Here is a 16,352-nt window from a genome sequence, read left to right as displayed (position 1 = left end):
ATCAAATTCGTACCTATATAAACTCCGTTCTTCTTTCTTTATTGTGCAAAGTCCCCAAAGAGCCTCTCATTTTTCGAACGATAAAAAAAAGAAAAGGCTGACCGCCCGAACAGACATCACGTCGCTCAGAATTTCAGCCTGTCTATCTACTGCTACACGATTATTTCGCAGCGATCACTTCGACCTCTACCAGTCCGTCCTTCGGCAAGGTCTTGATGGCAACGGCCGAGCGTGCGGGATAGCCGCCTTCGAACTGTGCGGCATACACTTCGTTAACGACTGCAAAGTCGCTCATGTCAGCCAGGAAAACGGTTGTTTTCACAATGTCCGCCATCGTATATCCGGCCTCGGCCAGAATGGCTTTCATGTTCTTGAACAATTGCTGCGCCTGCGCCTTGACGCCTCCTTCCACAAATTCGCCCGTCGACGGGTCTAAGCCTAACTGTCCGGAGACAAACAGCAGATTGCCTGCCTGAACGGCCTGACTATACGGTCCGATGGCCGCAGGCGCCTGATTGGTGTTGATTACTTTTTTCATCTTTCTCTTTTTTGATTAATTTTCGCAAAGGTACGTATTTCGAGACATAACAGTCCTATGCGACAGGCAAAATTTCTTACTTTTGTCCTCTGATTTTTATCGGTCAATTATGCTACACGGACACGGAGACGACATGTATAACTGCCCACAGGCAGTCAAAAGTAATTTTAGTTCAAATATTTTCGGAGCTACAGATTTATCGGGGCTGCGGGAACATCTTACGGCGCGGATGGATCGGCTGTCGAGCTATCCCGAACCGGAGCCTCTTACGCTTGAGGCCAAATGGGCTTCCGCGCATGGTCTGCATCCCGGTGAGGTGTGTGTGACGAACGGCGCAACCGAGGCAATTTACCTTATTGCGCAGGCCTTTCGGCACGCCCGCAGTTACGTCTGGCAACCGACGTTCAGCGAATATGCCGACGCCTGCCGGATACACGGACACACAGTCAAGGCGATCTTTACCGCCGAGGGTATTGACGACCGGGCAGACCTTGTCTGGTTGTGCAATCCGAACAACCCGACAGGCGAAGCGCATACAAAACATTTACTCTCGAAGCTGATCGAGGCGCATCCGTCGGTTTGTTTCGTCATCGACCAGAGCTACGCCCCCTTTACTTGCGAGCCGCTGTTCACCGCCGCCGAAGCCGCCGCCACACCACAAGTGATTTTGCTGCATTCGGCCACGAAGCGCTATGCTGTGCCGGGACTACGGTTAGGATGCCTTACCGCCTGCCGGAGGCTGTCCGACCGGATACGCGCACAGCGTATGCCATGGTCGGTCAATGCGCTGGCCATCGAGGCCGGGGAGTATTTTCTGGAGCATACCCCACTGCTGCAACCGTCTATCGAAGAGCTGCTGAGCGAGACGAAGCGCCTGATCGACGCGCTGTCCGTACTGAAGATCGCAGACATCTGGCCTACGGATACCCACTTTTTCCTCGCCCGGCTACGGACCGGGAACGCGCCCGCGCTGAAAAAATACCTGCTCGATACGCACGGTATCTTGATACGCGACGCCTCGAACTTTGAAGGGCTTGACGAGACTTTCATCCGCATCGCGACGCAGACGCCCGAAGATAATGACCGGCTCATTCATGCACTCGACGAATGGCGACAAGCTGCTTTCTCCTGATCCCTCTTATCGCCGGCTGGATGCTCGATAAGGCGTTCGGCGATCCGTTGCGGTTACCGCACCCGATCGTAGGCTTCGGACGACTGATCGCGTGGGGCGAAGGGTCTCTGAACCGCGGGAAGCGTCGTGCGATGAAAGGGGCGTTCCTCGCTGTCGGGCTGATCCTGTCGGCGTATGGTGTCGCATGGTCGATCGTGCACGGTGTGTTCTGCCTGAATGCGTGGGCCGGTATCGCCGTTGCTTCGGTGCTCGTCTTCTATTGTTTGGCAGGCACGACGCTGATTCGCGAAGTACGCGAAGTGTTTCGCGCCTGCGACGGCTCGGTCGAAGAAGGACGACGGCAGGTCGCCCGTATCGTCGGACGCGATACTTCTTCCCTCTCGGCTCAGGAGGTACGTGCCGCGGCGCTGGAAACGTTAGCCGAAAACCTGAGCGACGGCGTTATCGCTCCGTTGTTCTGGTACATGCTGCTCGGCGTGCCGGGAATGGTTGCCTATAAAATGGTCAATACGCTCGATTCGATGATCGGTTACCGAAACGAACGGTACGACTTGTTCGGACGTGTGGCTGCACGTATCGACGATGCGGCCAATTTTATTCCCGCACGACTGACGGCCGCACTGATGATTCTCGTCAGCGGAAGGTTTTCCCTTTTCTCTTTCGTCAAAAAATACGGCCGACAACACTTAAGTCCAAACGCAGGTTATCCCGAGGCGGCGCTGGCGGGAATCCTCGACTGCCGTTTTGGCGGGGCGCACGATTATTTTGGGAAGCGTGTCGAGAAACCGTATATCGGTGCGAACCCGCGCGAACTGACGACGGACGACATGTGCCGCTCGGTCGCCATCGCAAGCCGTGCAGAGATCGTGACCGTCGGGGTGATGGCTGCGGTTTACTCCTCTCTCCTCATGATGGCGTAAATCCGCTCCATATCGACGTGTCGGCGCACGTGAGCGGCAAGCCTGTCGTACTGCTCGTTCTTGAACGTTGCGTGATCGAACGTCGTACGGGCTGCAGCCTTATCGACAAACGGCTCGAGCAGAAAATCGATGGCCGCGGCATTGTCGAGGATCCCGTGGATATACGTCCCCATGCATCGACGACCGGAAAGACATCCGTTATCCCCCGTCTCGGAACGGGTCAGCGGCTCGACCTTGGCCTGAGACTCGGGCGTCGTCTCTCCCATGTGCACTTCGTATCCGCGACATTCGCGATCATCGTCGGTCATGCGGAACACGACCTGTCTCGTCGTCTTCTCTTTCGTGAGCCGGGTCATTACGGGCAGCAGGCCGAGGCCGGGCAATCGTTCGATATCGCCTTCGACATGATCGGGGTCGCACACCTCGAGCCCCATCATCTGATAGCCGCCGCAGATGCCCATCACCGTCGTGCCGTTGCGATGGGCGCGGACAATGGCCTGCGCCACGCCGTTGCGGCGCAGTTCGGAGAGATCGGAAAGCGTATTCTTCGTGCCGGGAAGCAGGATGATATCGGCCTTGCGGAGTTCGTCCGTATTATTCGTATAAAATAAATGTACGCGCGAATCACGTTCGAGCGTGTCGAAATCGGTAAAGTTACTCAGATGCCGCAACAGGACGACGGCCACATTGATCTTTCCTTCTTCGGATTCGCGTTTTTTCGTGCGCAGCACGACGCTGTCTTCCTCTTCGATATGGATATCGTTGAAATAAGGCACAATACCTACGACGGGGATGCCGCACAACTCTTCGATCATTTTCGCACCATCGGCGAAGAGGCTCATATCGCCCCGAAACTTATTGATCAGGATGCCTTTGATACGGCGCCGGTCTTCCTCGCTCTGCAGCATGACGGAGCCGTACACGCTTGCAAACACGCCGCCCCGGTCAATATCGGCCACGAGGATGACGGCCGCATCGGCATACCGGGCCATCGGGAGGTTTACGAGATCGACTTGTCGCAAGTTCAGCTCCGAGATGCTCCCTGCTCCCTCCATCACGATCGGGTTATACTGTGCGGCCAAACGATCGTAGGCCAGGTGTACCTCACGCTCCAGCTCCGCACGTCCTTCTTTGCGGAAGTACGATCGTGCATCCTGATTGCCGGTGGGGCGTCCGTGCAACACGACCTGAGAGGTGCAGTCGCCCGACGGTTTGAGCAGGAGCGGGTTCATATCCGTATGGCACGGTATGCCGGCGGCTTCGGCCTGTACGGCCTGCGCGCGTCCGAGCTCCAGCCCGTCGGCCGTCACGAACGAGTTGAGTGCCATATTCTGTGCTTTAAAAGGAGCCGGACGATATCCGTCCTGCAGGAATATCCGGCAGAAAGCGGCCGCAATCACACTTTTCCCGACATCGCTTCCGGTGCCGGCAAACATCATGGGACGAAGAAGAGGAGACGTTGGTTTCATATCCTTATTTCAGGAAGCAAATGTACATGATAATATCGATTCTCGCATACAAGGAGGGGCGAAAGGATGAAAATAAAAAAGGATTCGTCATCCGGCACATTCCGAATTCAAACCCTTCATCGCTGAATGGCAGCGGAGATATTCCGCTGCGGTAATACTTGAATATATAACAATTTGTCCTCTCTGTACGACGGGCGGGACGAGGACGTTCCCCATCAATTCCCTTCTACCGGCATCAGTTTTTCCTGCAATTTGCGGATCTGGGAATTCAAATGCTGACACATAAATCCGTTGCCGGCCAAGCGATACTTATCGGCCTGATATTGTAACATGGCCAATTCACGCAAGTTTTGTTTGTTTACAATCATTTTCATCATTTCTTTTTCTATTAAAATCACGATGCAAAGATACGCATATTTTCCGGAAACATGTTTTACAACATAACAAATCGGCCTATATTTAGCATTATTTAATAAACACATCGTCTGATAAAGTCTTTTTAGTGAACACGGTCGACCTACAAAAGGTCCTGTATTTCAGATAGTGAACATACATTAAATGTGGGTATGAACCCATGTGCCGGCAAACGTTCGGGGTTAAACCAAAGTTGATCGATTTTCGACTGGTAGCTTCCTTCGATATCGGCCTCCCAGCTGTCGCCGATCATGAGCGACTCATGGCGTCGCGAGTTCGTACAGCGGAGGGCATAATCGAAAATCTCCCGATGTGGTTTCTGGATTCCCACGTCTTCCGAGAGGATCAGCCGTTCGAAGTACGGCGCAAGTCCCGAGTTCTCCATCTTTAGTTGTTGTACTTCCCTGAATCCATTGGACACGATGAACATGCGATAAAAAGGGCGCAAGTATTCGAGCAGTTCGATGGCGCCGGGGATGAGGCTCGTTTTTCGGGTGGTACGTTCTAAAAAGTCACGGTTCAGTTTGAGCGTGAAGTCCACATCGTCTATCCCCATCGGTCGAAGCATGTATAGCAGTCGTTCGAGGATCAATGTCCGGCGGTCTATTTCATGATTCCGGTATTGCTCCCAGAGTTTCAGGTTATGAGGCATATAGCGACCAAAGAACATCTCGAAGGAATCATAATGCCGGTCGAATCGATAATCGACATAGATTTCTTCGAGACATTCTTTGTTGTTGTGGTACGTATCCCACAAGGTGTCGTCCAAATCGAAAAACAGGGATTTGTAGCCTGTTCTCATCCTACTTCCACCACCAGATGCTTGCTCAGGCTCCAGAAGACTTGCGGATCGAGGATGTTCAGCACTAAGTTGCCATCGCCGTCTTTCTCTAACTTGTAGGAGCGGTCGGGGTGATTGGAACGCACGGTTGCTTTGCGGGCATACAATTGTATGGACGTTACTTCGCGCGTATCGATCGGGATAAAGTAATCTTCATTGAAGTTTCCCTGCAACGCCTTACTCTTGGAGAAGAGGCCGCCTCCCGTGAGGATCTGCTGCTCTTTGAGTTCTTTTTTCGTGCCGAAGCAGTAGTAGGCTCTGTGCAACTGTTGGTCCTGTTCGGTAATTTTCTGCGATTGTGCAGCTGTGGTTACAGACAGGTTCTCTACGTTTTCGTTCAGGCTCGTCACAAGTTCATCCAATTCCTGAATCCGGATATCCTTCTTGGCCAAGTCTTCCTGCAAGGCAGCGATCATCGTCGCTTTCTGATTCAGTTCGGACGAGAGCCGGTCGATTGTTTTCTGCAAGGCCGATGACTGGATGTTGCTTTTCTTCAGTTTCTCCTGCAATTCGCTCAGTTGCGTCTTATTGTTCTTCAGTGTCTCGGCAATCAGACGCATATTTTGCTTGATCTGCTCTTTTTTGTTCGGATTCATCTCTCCGTCCGACTGCTCGATGGCCAAATAGTTTTCGGCATCCCGAATCGCCTGAATATCGGTCTGGATATCGTTCAACGTCGAGAGCATTTCGTTCAGTTCGGTCGTACTCTGCGCCTTTTCGGCTTTGAGCATCTCGTTTTCACTTTTCAGCTTCTTGTACTCGGCCGAATTCTCCACACACGAAGTCCATATCATTGCACTAATGATAAATAATATAACTTTTTTCATTTTGAGTTGAATAAATAATTATACGTTATGTTCATTTTCTTTGTCCGACGCTCCGGCGCCGGACACTATTATAACAAATTCCCCTTTCGGTTCGTTCACGGAAAAGTAAGAAATCAGTTCTTCGATTGTTCCCCGGCATGTCTCCTCGAAACGTTTCGAGAGTTCGCGCGAAAGGGAAGCCCGCCGTTCTTTTCCGAAGAATTCAGCCAATTGCGTCAATGTTTTAAGAATCCGGTAGGGAGATTCGTAGAGGACGATGCTCCGTTCTTCGGCGGCCAGTGCACGCAGACGCGTCTGTCGTCCTTTCTTCGGCGGCAGGAATCCTTCGAAGCAAAAGCGGTCGGTCGGCAGTCCCGATACCACAAGTGCCGGCACGAAAGCTGTGGCTCCCGGCAGACATTCCACCTCCGCACCTTGACGAATGCATTCGCGCACGAGCAGGAAGCCCGGATCGGAGATGCCCGGTGTGCCCGCATCGGAGATCAACGCGATGTTTTCGCCAGCTATCACCCGTTCGACAATCTCTTTCACCGTCCGGTGTTCGTTGAACTTGTGATGTGACTGTACCCGGTTCCGTATCTCGTAATGTTTGAGTAAGACGCTGCTCGTTCGCGTATCTTCGGCCAGAATCAGGTCGGCCTCTTTGAGAATCCGCACCGCACGAAACGTCATATCTTCGAGGTTTCCGACCGGAGTAGGTACGATATACAATTTGGCCATGTGGTGCGACGCTTTTACAGAAACCGACGCTCCACGAGTTTGAGAAAGTCGATCACCGAATCGTTTTCAAAGTCCCAGTCGGTCACGTTCTTCAAAAGGACGAGCGCTTGTCCGTACGAAGCCGTTTCATTCAACTCGCTGATTACACGATTCATCTGCTGTTCGTCCCCTCCGAACAGTTCGCGACAGAAACGGAACCGGTCGTTCAGCGTAAAAGCCTTGCGCAGATCGGTCAGTTTAGCCTTTTCCATCTTGTCGTTCAATGATGTTTCCGCCTTTTCGCGGAAAGAAGAAGACGCTACCGGAGGGGCTGTGTTACGGCTTACCGGAACGGGTGGGACAGACGGGGCAGATGATCGTTCGTCGGTGGCAAGTATCGGAGGATGAATCGCCTCCATGAGACCGGCTGCCGTTCGTCTTACCGGTCGATCGACCGATGAGATCTGCGCCTGATGTTCCCGTATCTTTTGATCAAACAGTTCGATCTGCCCCATCTCCATCGCATGGAGACGGTCCTGTATCTTATATATCAAATCAAAAGACTCGCTAAAAAAAGAAACCGGATAGATTTCCGTCTCGTGCATCTGTTCGGTCAGTTCGACTAACTTCCGGATATGGCTTGTCAGTTGAGTCAATTGTTCTTTATCAGTCATAAGTCCATCCTCTTTGGGGAAGAAAATGCAAAAGTAAATATTATCCTTATTATATCATCCCCAAAACAAAATTAATTCACGTTTTGTTCGCCCCTATATTCTTAAACCATCAAACAAAAAACAATTTAATTCAGGCTTTCAGCCCTCTGCCGAGAGGGTACCTTTTTTCCCTACGCTTCCCTTCGCTACCCATCGGGCTGAATTAACACACCCTTTCAGGGCTGTTTTTTAATCGTTAATTGTCATTCCGGGTACATGATTCGGCGTATAACACGCATAACCATTACCCGAAAGGGCTGCAAGCCCGATATATTTCAGCCCCATCCCGTAGGGTGGGGGATCCATGCCCATACTTTGGTTAGAGGGCTGTAAGCCTGACATAATCGTTAGCGGTCAGTATTCAGCTGTCAGCCAACAACTAAACACCTAAACAACTAAACAACTAAACACCTCAACGCCCGCAAAGGCATAACCATTGACAATTATTCCCCCTCTTCTTCAAATTCTTTAGGGAGGTTGACTATATACAGCCGATGGGTGGCGCGGGTGAAGGCGGTATAGAGCCACCGGTAGAAATCTTCGCCCAGCATCTCTTTCGTCATATAGCCGATATCCAGAAAAACATTCCGCCACTGTCCTCCCTGCGCCTTATGACAGGTGACGGCATACGCATATTTTACCTGCACGGCATTATAATAGGGGTCGACTTTCAGCTTCTTCATCTTCGCCGCTTTCGTGGGCTCGTCGGCATAATCTTCCAGTACACTGTAAAAGAGCCGATCGTATTGTTCTTTCGGCAGTGCCGGCGCGTCGGTTTGCAGGGTGTCGAGCAAGATACGCAGTTCGATCTCCAGATCGTAGTCCTGAAACCGTACCCACACATCGCAAAAGCGGAAGCCGTACATGTCGAGCGTACGGCGGACGCGCAACACCTCGACCATCTCGCCGTTGGCAATAAAATCCATCATTTTGCAGGACGACGTCCAGAAGTAATTATTTCGTACCACCATCAGCCGGTCACCGGACGAGATTTCCTCTTCCCTGTACAGAATCCGGTTTCTTATGCCATTATTATAAAGTGTCGCCCGTTTGTTCGATCGACAGATCACGATCGTCTCATCTGCCCCGTCACGGCTGTAAGCCGATGCAATCTCTTCGATCAGCTCTTCGCCGCCCACCTTGCGAAGATCCTCGAACCCATCGATTCGAAGAACGGGATACCGGTCGATCTGCTTCCGGCGCAGGCAGTCACGGATCAGCGTCGCATTGTAAAGAATACCGGAATCTTTATCCTGGCGTACGACCTGCGTAAGTGAGCACTCCTGCACGTGCAACGAATACCCTTTGAGGCAGTCAGGATTCATGGCCGGACTTTCACTTTGCAAGACGGGCGGAAGCTGTGCGCCATCGCCGAGCAGAATCAGCTTGCAACCCTTGCCGTTGTAGACATAACGAATCAGGTCATCGAGCAGCCGCCCGCTGCCGAACGAAGCCATGCCGGCATCATCGTTCGAGATCATGGATGCCTCGTCGATAATAAACAATGTATCTTGATGCAGGTTGGGTGCTAATGAGAATCCGGTAAACTCGTTCGAGAACGTTTTCTGTCGATAGATTTTCCGGTGGATTGTCAATGCATTGCGTCCCGCATATTCCGAAAACACCTTCGCCGCCCGTCCGGTAGGTGCCAGCAAAACGACTGACCGCCTCAACGCCGTCAGCGCCTTGACCGTGGCTCCGAGCAGCGACGTCTTTCCGGTTCCGGCATATCCCTTCAGCAGAAACACATCGTCAGATACCGGAGAAGAGAGGAAATGCGAGAGCCTATCGATCGCCCTACGCTGCTCATCTGTGGGTTCGTAAGGAAAAACGTTACGAATCTGTTGAAAAATAAACCGATGAATCATGGATATGAAATTATTTTCGCGATAAAGTTACAGCTTTAAATAATCTTCTTTATATTTGCAGCAACGAAATCATAAAAAAACGAATATACGACATGAAAATTACACTGAAAGTATTATTGGTTGTGGCGGCTTTGCTGCTGGTTTACATGTGCTACAGAAGCGTGATGGGCCCGATTGAGTTTGATCTTGAACATAAAGCCCGCGAAACGGCTATCCAGCATCGGCTGATCGATATCCGTAAGGCGCAGATCGAGTACAAGAACAGACATGGAGTACATGCTGCAAATTTTGAAGAATTAGGAAAATTCTTGAAAGAAGAAAAATTGCCGTTTGTCGTGAAAGAAGGTGTTTTGTCTGACGATCAATTGGAGGCAGGGCTAACGGAAAAGAAAGCCGTGGCGATCATTGAGAGAGCTCGCAAAACCGGGAAGAACGATGAGGTGATTAAAAACGGGCTGGAGAACTTCAGACGCGATACGATGTGGGTATTGGCCAAAGATACCTTGTTCGGACCTAATTATAATGTAGACTCACTCGCTTTCGTTCCGGTGGCAGGAGTCAATACCCGGTTCGAAATGGATACGGCAACGCTCTCTTCGTCGTCGGGATATACGGTGAAAGTGTTCGAATGTCGTGTACCTTACGACGGTTACCTGAGCGATTTGAACAGCCGGCAGCTTGCCAATCTGAAAGACAGGATGCGCAAGATGAAACGGTATGAAGGGCTCAAGGTGGGCTCGATTACGGAGATCAACAACAACGCCGGTAACTGGGAGTAAGGCGGTATGAACTTTCGTGTTTCTGGCACGTTAACGGCTCATAATTCGGAAAAATACAGAATGTCTATTCGGCTATCGCCGGGTGGACTTTCTTTTGTTGGGCATATCCCTTTGCAACCGAAGAGTTTCTTCTACCGGTCGGTCGAGTTAGACCGCTCCCGACCATACGCACATGCGTTACAAGAGGTCTCTTCCGAGCATCCGTTTTTTTCTTATTCGTATAAGGAGCTATCGGTCGTAAGTACGGGAGATCCCTACACGCTCGTACCCGAAGCAGTCTTTGCAGAAGACCGGACACAGCAATTGATGGCGTTTACGTTCTCCTCACCCGGCGAGAAGGCACTCTTTCAGCCTCTGAAAGAGCTCGAAGCCGTATTGCTGTTCGGAGTTGATCCCGAAATACATACGCTCTTTCTGCAGTTGCAGCCCCGGGCGACGTTCGTACATGGTATCGCTCCGCTCCTGCTCCACTGGCAGAAACAAAGCCGAACCGCTTATCCGAAACAGTTGTATGCCGTGCTGCAGGAAGACAGGATGGACGCAGCATGCTTCGATAAGGGGGCCTTACGATTTGTTAACGGATTTCGTATCGACGACCGTACGGATATCTTGTACTATTTGCTTTATATCTGGAAGCAGTTGGATTTGAATCCGATTGACGATCAGCTCTTTCTTTCGGCTGCACCGGCGTTTTTTCCCGACATACGCGATACGCTACGGAATTACCTGATGCAGGTTGAACCGATGAATCTACCGGCTGCCCCTTCCGATGCACCAATGCTGGCCGATGTAATTGCGTTGATGGGATGCGAATCATAAGAGGCATCTACGGGCGTCGCCGGTTTCAGGTACCCTCGTCGTTCAACGCCCGTCCGACGACCGATTTTGCCAAAGAAAATCTGTTTAACGTACTCGAAAACTTGGTCGACTGGGAAGGGATGACAGCCCTCGATCTGTTTGCCGGCACGGGGAGCATCTCGTTCGAATTGTTGTCGAGAGGTTGTGGACGTGTGACGGCCGTCGAAGCGAACCGCGCGCATGCGGCATTTATCGCCAAGATCGCCGGTGAACTCAAGACCGACGCCCTCGAACTGATTCGCGGCGATGTGTTCCGATATCTGCCTTCGGCGCCGAAACAGACCTTTGACTTCATCTTTGCCGATCCGCCGTATGCTTTACCGGAATTATCAAAGTTGCCGGAGCTTGTGACGAACGGCTATCTCCTTTCCGAAGGCGGTATCTTCGTGCTGGAGCATCCCAAAACGTTCGATTTTTCAGCACATCCTTGCTTCAGCCGGCAGCGTGTTTACGGCTCCGTACATTTCTCCTTCTTCATCAGAGAAGAGGCGAGAACAGACGCATAAACGATTCGATCAGTCGTTTGGTCAGCGGACGGTTCAGCCATTGAACGGGATAAACCGTCTCGCAGTTTTTCAGATCATCCATAAACATTTGTTTCATCTCCAGCGCAAAAGGATGATGATAGACGAAAGCATTGACCTCAAAATTGTGTTCGAAGCTGCGAAAATCGAAGTTGGCTGAGCCGATACACGCCAGCTCGTCGTCGACCAAAAGCAGTTTGGAGTGAAGGAAGCCTGCTTTATAAAAATAAACCTTGACACCGGCCCGAAGCATATCGTCTAAGAACGAATGAGTCGCCAGATGTGCGCTCCGCGTATCGGAACGTTCGGGCAGCATCAACCGTACGTCGATGCCTCCCAGCGCAGCTGTCTGGAGCGCCTGATTCATGCTTTCGGTAGGCAGGAAGTAAGGCGTCTGGATATAGAGGTACTTTTTGGCATTTGTGATGCAGAAGATAACCGCCTGAAGCAAGGTACGCCATGGGCCGGTGGGGCCACTGGCAATGATCTGCAGGATATTATCGCCGAAGATGGCTTCGCCGGGATAGTAGTCTTCACCTTTGATCAGTTGCTTGCCGGCCACATACCAGTCGATCAGAAACGCCGATTGCAGGCCGTGAACCCCTTTCCCTTCGATCCGGAAATGCGTGTCGCGCCATACGCCCCACGACACCCCCTTGATGTATCGATCGGCAATATTCATCCCGCCGATAAAACCGATCTTGCCGTCGATCACGGCAATCTTTCGATGATTCCGGTAGTTGACCTTGCTCGTAAGCACAGGGAAAGCGACCCGCAGGAACGAATACACCTCGATACCCGCTGCTTTCATCTCCCGAAAGAACTTCTCCTTCACATTCCAGCTCCCCACATCGTCATACAGCACACGCACTTGCACGCCTTCACGCGCTTTGGTTATAAGCAGGCTCTTCACCTGCCTCCCGATTTCGTCATCGGCAATGATATAATATTGCATATGGATATGATGACGAGCCTGTCGCAACGCCTCCATAAACGCGGCGAACTTAGCGGCTCCGTTCGTATAGGTGGTAATGGAACTGCCATAGAGCAGCGGGTTGTGACCGTCACGATTCAGCAATTTCACCAAAGGCCGGTAAGCCGTCAAAACGAGACATTTATCCTGCTCCGGGACCCCGGAGTGCAGGGGCTTCATGATACGTTTGTAAGTACGCCTCGAGATGATGCGTTGTCGACGGTTATCCTGTCCGAAGAAGAAATAAAAGACAAGCCCGATGCCCGGCAATGTCAGCAGGACGATCACCCATGAAATCGTTTTCAGCGGATTTCGGTTTTCCAGCAGAATGACAAGCACCAATCCCAAAACGGAGATGGCGTACAATACGAACAGCGTCAGGCCGACGACGGTATGTAACGATATATCGAGCATGGAACATTCGGTTGAGGGCATAAAGATAGGCTTATGGAGCGTGAAATGCAAATTTGGGGATGATTTAACAATTCCGTATTTTTGCGGGCGACAAAAAAGAAGAGCATGAAGAAACAAGCATTGATTTTAGTTACAAACGACGATGGCATCGAAGCGCAGGGCATTCGCGCCCTGGCCGACGGCTTGCACGAGCTGGGCGACGTGGTCGTCATGGCGCCTGACGGACCGCGATCGGGCATGTCGACAGCCATCACGACAAACGTGTCCATATCCTATACCTGTATCGAACGTGCCGAAGGACTGACGGTTTACCGTTGTACAGGCACGCCGACTGACTGTGTCAAACTGTATCTGAACGAGGTAGCCGATCGTAAGCCCGACCTCGTCGTGTCAGGGATTAACCACGGCGGCAATCAAGCCATCAGCGTGCATTACTCCGGAACGATGGGGGCTGTTGTCGAAGGTTGTGCGCTCGACATCCCTTCCATGGGTGTCTCGCTGTATCAATACAAGCCGGAGGCTGATTTCTCCGAGTCGGTACGTCTGGCACAGCAACTTGCGAAAGAGGTGCTGCGACGGGGATTGCCGCACGGTACCTATCTGAACCTGAACGTGCCGAACAGGGCGAAAGTCAAAGGCATGGCCATTTGCAGACAGGCCGACGGACGATGGATCAAGGAATACCGGCAGACCTACGATGAGAACGGGGAACCCCAATTCTGGCTCACCGGTGAGTTTCTGAACTACGAACCGATTTTTCCGGACAACGATACACGAATGCTCGATGCAGGATACGCCTCACTCGTTCCCTGCAAACTCGATGTGACCGATTACGCTTTTATGGAAACATTAAAAGATTGGCAAATCGACGATTAGTCTCCGATGAAATACTATCTTATTGCCGGTGAAGCCTCGGGCGATCTGCATGCCTCGAACCTGATGACCGCGCTGAAAGCGGAAGATCCGCATGCGGAGTTCCGTTTTTTCGGAGGCGACCTGATGCAGGCTGCCGGCGGTACGCTCGTCAAGCATTACCGCGAGATGGCGTATATGGGAGTGATCCCCGTCGTGCTGCACACCCGTACCATTCTGCGCAACATGCGCCTTTGCCGAAACGATATCCGCGCATATCGCCCTGACGTGGTACTGCTCGTCGATTATCCGGGGTTCAACCTGAAAATCGCCCGGTTTGTCAAAACCACATTACGAATCCCTGTCTATTACTATATCTCACCGAAGATATGGGCATGGAAGAAATACCGCATTCAATCGTTCCGTCGCTATGTGGACCGTATGTTCTGCATCCTGCCTTTCGAGGTCGACTTCTTCAAGTCGCTCGACTATCCGGTCGATTATGTCGGTAATCCTTCGGTCGATGCCGTTGCCGCATTCCGGGAAGCACAGCGTGACCAGCCCGATACGTTCCGGCATGACCACGGCCTGACGGATCAACCCGTTCTGGCACTGCTCGCCGGCAGTCGCCGCCACGAAATCCGTCAAAATCTTCCGGTGATGCTCGATGTGGCTGCACGAATTCCCGATCTTCAAGCCGTTGTGGCAGGCGCTCCCGGACTGACCGCCGACGATTACCGGGATTGCCTCTGCGGGAGAGCGATGCCAAAGATCCTCTACGGACAAACGTACAACCTGCTCTCGCACGCAAGTGTCGCATTGGTCACGTCGGGTACGGCAACCCTCGAAGCCGCCCTGTTCCGTGTACCGCAAGTAGTATGCTATCACGTCTCGGGCGGACGGCTCGTCAATTTCGTGTTCGAACGTTTTTTTCACGTGCCCTACATCTCACTCGTCAACCTGATTGCCGGATGCGAAGTTGTGTCTGAACTTTTTGGGGCAAAGTTCTCGCCCGAACGCATCCATGCCGAACTGAAGCGCATTGTTGAAGACTCGGAAGATCGCACCCGTATGTTGGAAGGCTACGACCACGTGATCGCCGCTCTCGGTCAACCCGGCGCCTCACAGAAGGCCGCCCGCCTGATGGTCGAGGGCATGAGTTAATTTAATTGTCAATGGTTAATTGTCATTCAGCAGTCAGCGGTCAGCATTCAGCCATCGGATACGTGTAGGGGCGAACATCTCAACAATCAAACAACTCAACAAATGATTTACCCCTGCTCACGGTCGTTCATTTCCAGCCCTTCGGCAGCAGGCGCGATACGGTCTACCACCACGGCGATGGCTCCGTCGCCGGTCACGTTACACGCCGTGCCGAAGCTGTCCATGGCGATATACAGCGCGATCATCAACGCCTGTAACGTCTCGTTGAATCCGAGCATGGTCTGAAGTGGACCGAGCGCAGCCATGATGGCTCCGCCGGGTACGCCAGGAGCAGCCACCATCGTGATGCCAAGCATCAGAATAAAACCGCCAAACTGAGCGAGGGTGACCGGTTCGCCGGACATCATCAGGATGGCCATGGCGCAGGCGACAATCTTCATCGTACTGCCCGACAGATGAATCGTTGCACAAAGTGGCACGGTGAATACAGCCACATTTTCGCGCACGCCATTCTTGATCACCTGCCTGAGCGTAACGGGGATTGTCGCGGCCGACGACTGTGTGCCGAGCGCCGTGGCATAAGCGGGCAACATATTCATCAGCAGCCGTAACGGATTACGACGGCCAATCCATCCCGCAATCGCAAACTGCACCAGAAGCAAAAGGATATGGAGCACAAAAATGACAAGAATCACTTTCAGAAACATGGTCATGATACCGGTCACCTGTCCGCTCACCGTAATATTCAGAAAAATACCGAAGATATGGAGCGGAAGCAGCGGGACAATGACCGATTCGATGAGGCGCGCAATGATGTCGCGGAAGTTGATGAAGACGCGGTGCAGCGCATCGCCCGACATCACGGTCAGCCCCAACCCGATGACGAACGAGAGAAGGAGCGCCGTCATAATGTCCATGAGCGGAGGCATGGCAACGATAAAATAAGGAGTGAGCATCAGGGTTTCGGGATTCTCCATAACCGTCAGCTGGGTGTCGGGAGCCAGGAGCATCGGAAAAACGGCCGATGCGCTGAAATAGGTGAAGAAGCCGGAAAAAATCGTCGACCCGTAAGCAATAAGTGCGGTGACGAGCAGCAACCGCCCCGCTCCTTTCCCGATCTCGCCGATAGCCGGCGCTACAAGCCCGAGAATAATCAGCGGAATAGAAAATGACAGGAAATTACCGAAAAGGCCATTGAACGTGACAAAGAGACGAACCATGCCGGCAGGCATCACCTGCCCCAACACGATACCGCTCGCAATGGCAATAGCCACCCAGCCTAACAGGGATATGTGAAATTTCTTTTTCATGATTCAAGTCGGTTGTTACTGTGGCAAACGTAGTAAAAAAAAGTGAATGATGCGCTA

At 52.1% G+C, this 16,352-nt stretch carries 17 protein-coding genes; 7 read left to right on the top strand and 10 right to left on the bottom strand.

Features of this window, described 5'->3' with window-relative positions; genetic code table 11:
* Nucleotides 1-160: 160 nt before the first annotated feature.
* Nucleotides 161-538: a RidA family protein gene (locus tag BFO_RS08040; protein ID WP_014225182.1), complete on the bottom strand. Its 378-nt coding sequence runs from the start codon at nucleotides 536-538 to the stop codon at nucleotides 161-163.
* Nucleotides 539-647: 109 nt separating this feature from the next.
* Here BFO_RS08040 and BFO_RS08035 point away from each other — a divergent pair, with 109 nt between their 5' ends.
* Both BFO_RS08035 and cbiB read left to right on the top strand, forming a co-directional pair.
* Complete coding sequence (locus BFO_RS08035) at nucleotides 648-1,670, top strand: threonine-phosphate decarboxylase (protein WP_014225181.1); 1,023 nt, start codon at nucleotides 648-650, stop codon at nucleotides 1,668-1,670.
* Entirely contained in the window at nucleotides 1,646-2,590 is a 945-nt protein-coding gene (gene cbiB, locus BFO_RS08030) for an adenosylcobinamide-phosphate synthase CbiB (protein WP_014225180.1), read from the top strand. Before BFO_RS08035 ends, cbiB begins: the two co-directional genes overlap by 25 nt.
* Here cbiB and BFO_RS08025 read toward each other — a convergent pair.
* From BFO_RS08025 to BFO_RS08000, 7 genes are all read right to left on the bottom strand, one after another.
* Entirely contained in the window at nucleotides 2,563-4,059 is a 1,497-nt protein-coding gene (locus tag BFO_RS08025) for a cobyric acid synthase (protein WP_014225179.1), read from the bottom strand. The genes cbiB and BFO_RS08025 overlap by 28 nt on opposite strands.
* Nucleotides 4,060-4,274: 215 nt before the next feature.
* The gene (locus BFO_RS15620) at nucleotides 4,275-4,436 is read right to left on the bottom strand and encodes a hypothetical protein (protein WP_155642431.1); all 162 of its coding nucleotides are present in this window, start codon (nucleotides 4,434-4,436) and stop codon (nucleotides 4,275-4,277) included.
* A gap of 140 nt (nucleotides 4,437-4,576) precedes the next feature.
* Nucleotides 4,577-5,275, bottom strand: a complete 699-nt coding sequence (locus BFO_RS08020) for a YjjG family noncanonical pyrimidine nucleotidase (protein WP_014225176.1) — start codon at nucleotides 5,273-5,275, stop codon at nucleotides 4,577-4,579.
* Nucleotides 5,272-6,141 carry a Cbp1 family collagen-binding glycoprotein adhesin gene (locus BFO_RS08015; protein ID WP_014225175.1) on the bottom strand — a complete coding sequence of 290 codons (870 nt, stop codon included), beginning with the start codon at nucleotides 6,139-6,141 and terminating at the stop codon, nucleotides 5,272-5,274. The genes BFO_RS08020 and BFO_RS08015 overlap by 4 nt, the downstream gene beginning before the upstream one ends.
* A gap of 18 nt (nucleotides 6,142-6,159) precedes the next feature.
* A complete protein-coding gene (rsmI, locus tag BFO_RS08010; protein ID WP_014225174.1) occupies nucleotides 6,160-6,861 on the bottom strand; it encodes a 16S rRNA (cytidine(1402)-2'-O)-methyltransferase in 702 nt (233 codons plus the stop codon).
* Between the two features lie 14 nt (nucleotides 6,862-6,875).
* On the bottom strand, nucleotides 6,876-7,514 hold the full coding sequence (locus BFO_RS08005) for a hypothetical protein (protein WP_014225173.1): 639 nt from the start codon (nucleotides 7,512-7,514) through the stop codon (nucleotides 6,876-6,878).
* A gap of 482 nt (nucleotides 7,515-7,996) precedes the next feature.
* Nucleotides 7,997-9,421, bottom strand: a complete 1,425-nt coding sequence (locus BFO_RS08000) for an ATP-dependent DNA helicase (RefSeq protein ID WP_014225171.1) — start codon at nucleotides 9,419-9,421, stop codon at nucleotides 7,997-7,999.
* Nucleotides 9,422-9,513: 92 nt separating this feature from the next.
* On the opposite strand from BFO_RS08000, the gene BFO_RS07995 reads away from it, so the two are divergent.
* Genes BFO_RS07995 through BFO_RS07985 form a run of 3 tightly spaced genes read left to right on the top strand, consistent with a single transcriptional unit; the run spans nucleotide 9,514 to nucleotide 11,564 of the window.
* Nucleotides 9,514-10,200 (top strand): hypothetical protein, encoded by a 687-nt coding sequence (locus BFO_RS07995; RefSeq protein WP_014225170.1) that lies wholly within the window; start codon nucleotides 9,514-9,516, stop codon nucleotides 10,198-10,200.
* 60 nt (nucleotides 10,201-10,260) lie between these two features.
* On the top strand, nucleotides 10,261-11,019 hold the full coding sequence (locus BFO_RS07990) for a DUF3822 family protein (protein WP_014225169.1): 759 nt from the start codon (nucleotides 10,261-10,263) through the stop codon (nucleotides 11,017-11,019).
* A complete protein-coding gene (locus tag BFO_RS07985) occupies nucleotides 11,007-11,564 on the top strand; it encodes an RsmD family RNA methyltransferase (RefSeq protein ID WP_014225168.1) in 558 nt (185 codons plus the stop codon). Before BFO_RS07990 ends, BFO_RS07985 begins: the two co-directional genes overlap by 13 nt.
* Here BFO_RS07985 and cls read toward each other — a convergent pair.
* Complete coding sequence (gene cls, locus BFO_RS07980) at nucleotides 11,536-12,969, bottom strand: cardiolipin synthase (protein WP_014225167.1); 1,434 nt, start codon at nucleotides 12,967-12,969, stop codon at nucleotides 11,536-11,538. The two genes, BFO_RS07985 and cls, sit on opposite strands and share 29 nt — an antisense overlap.
* 105 nt (nucleotides 12,970-13,074) lie before the next feature.
* Here cls and surE point away from each other — a divergent pair, with 105 nt between their 5' ends.
* Together surE and lpxB are read left to right on the top strand one after the other, a co-directional pair.
* On the top strand, nucleotides 13,075-13,845 hold the full coding sequence (surE, locus tag BFO_RS07975) for a 5'/3'-nucleotidase SurE (protein WP_014225166.1): 771 nt from the start codon (nucleotides 13,075-13,077) through the stop codon (nucleotides 13,843-13,845).
* A gap of 6 nt (nucleotides 13,846-13,851) precedes the next feature.
* Complete coding sequence (lpxB, locus tag BFO_RS07970) at nucleotides 13,852-14,985, top strand: lipid-A-disaccharide synthase (RefSeq protein WP_014225165.1); 1,134 nt, start codon at nucleotides 13,852-13,854, stop codon at nucleotides 14,983-14,985.
* 107 nt (nucleotides 14,986-15,092) lie between these two features.
* Here the strand turns inward: lpxB and BFO_RS07965 are convergent, their stop codons facing one another.
* Nucleotides 15,093-16,295: a dicarboxylate/amino acid:cation symporter gene (locus BFO_RS07965; protein ID WP_014225164.1), complete on the bottom strand. Its 1,203-nt coding sequence runs from the start codon at nucleotides 16,293-16,295 to the stop codon at nucleotides 15,093-15,095.
* Between the last annotated feature and the right edge of the window lie 57 nt (nucleotides 16,296-16,352).

It is taken from the genome of Tannerella forsythia 92A2, assembly GCF_000238215.1.
Taxonomy (GTDB): domain Bacteria; phylum Bacteroidota; class Bacteroidia; order Bacteroidales; family Tannerellaceae; genus Tannerella; species Tannerella forsythia.
This window is presented reverse-complemented; position numbering and strand designations above follow the sequence as displayed.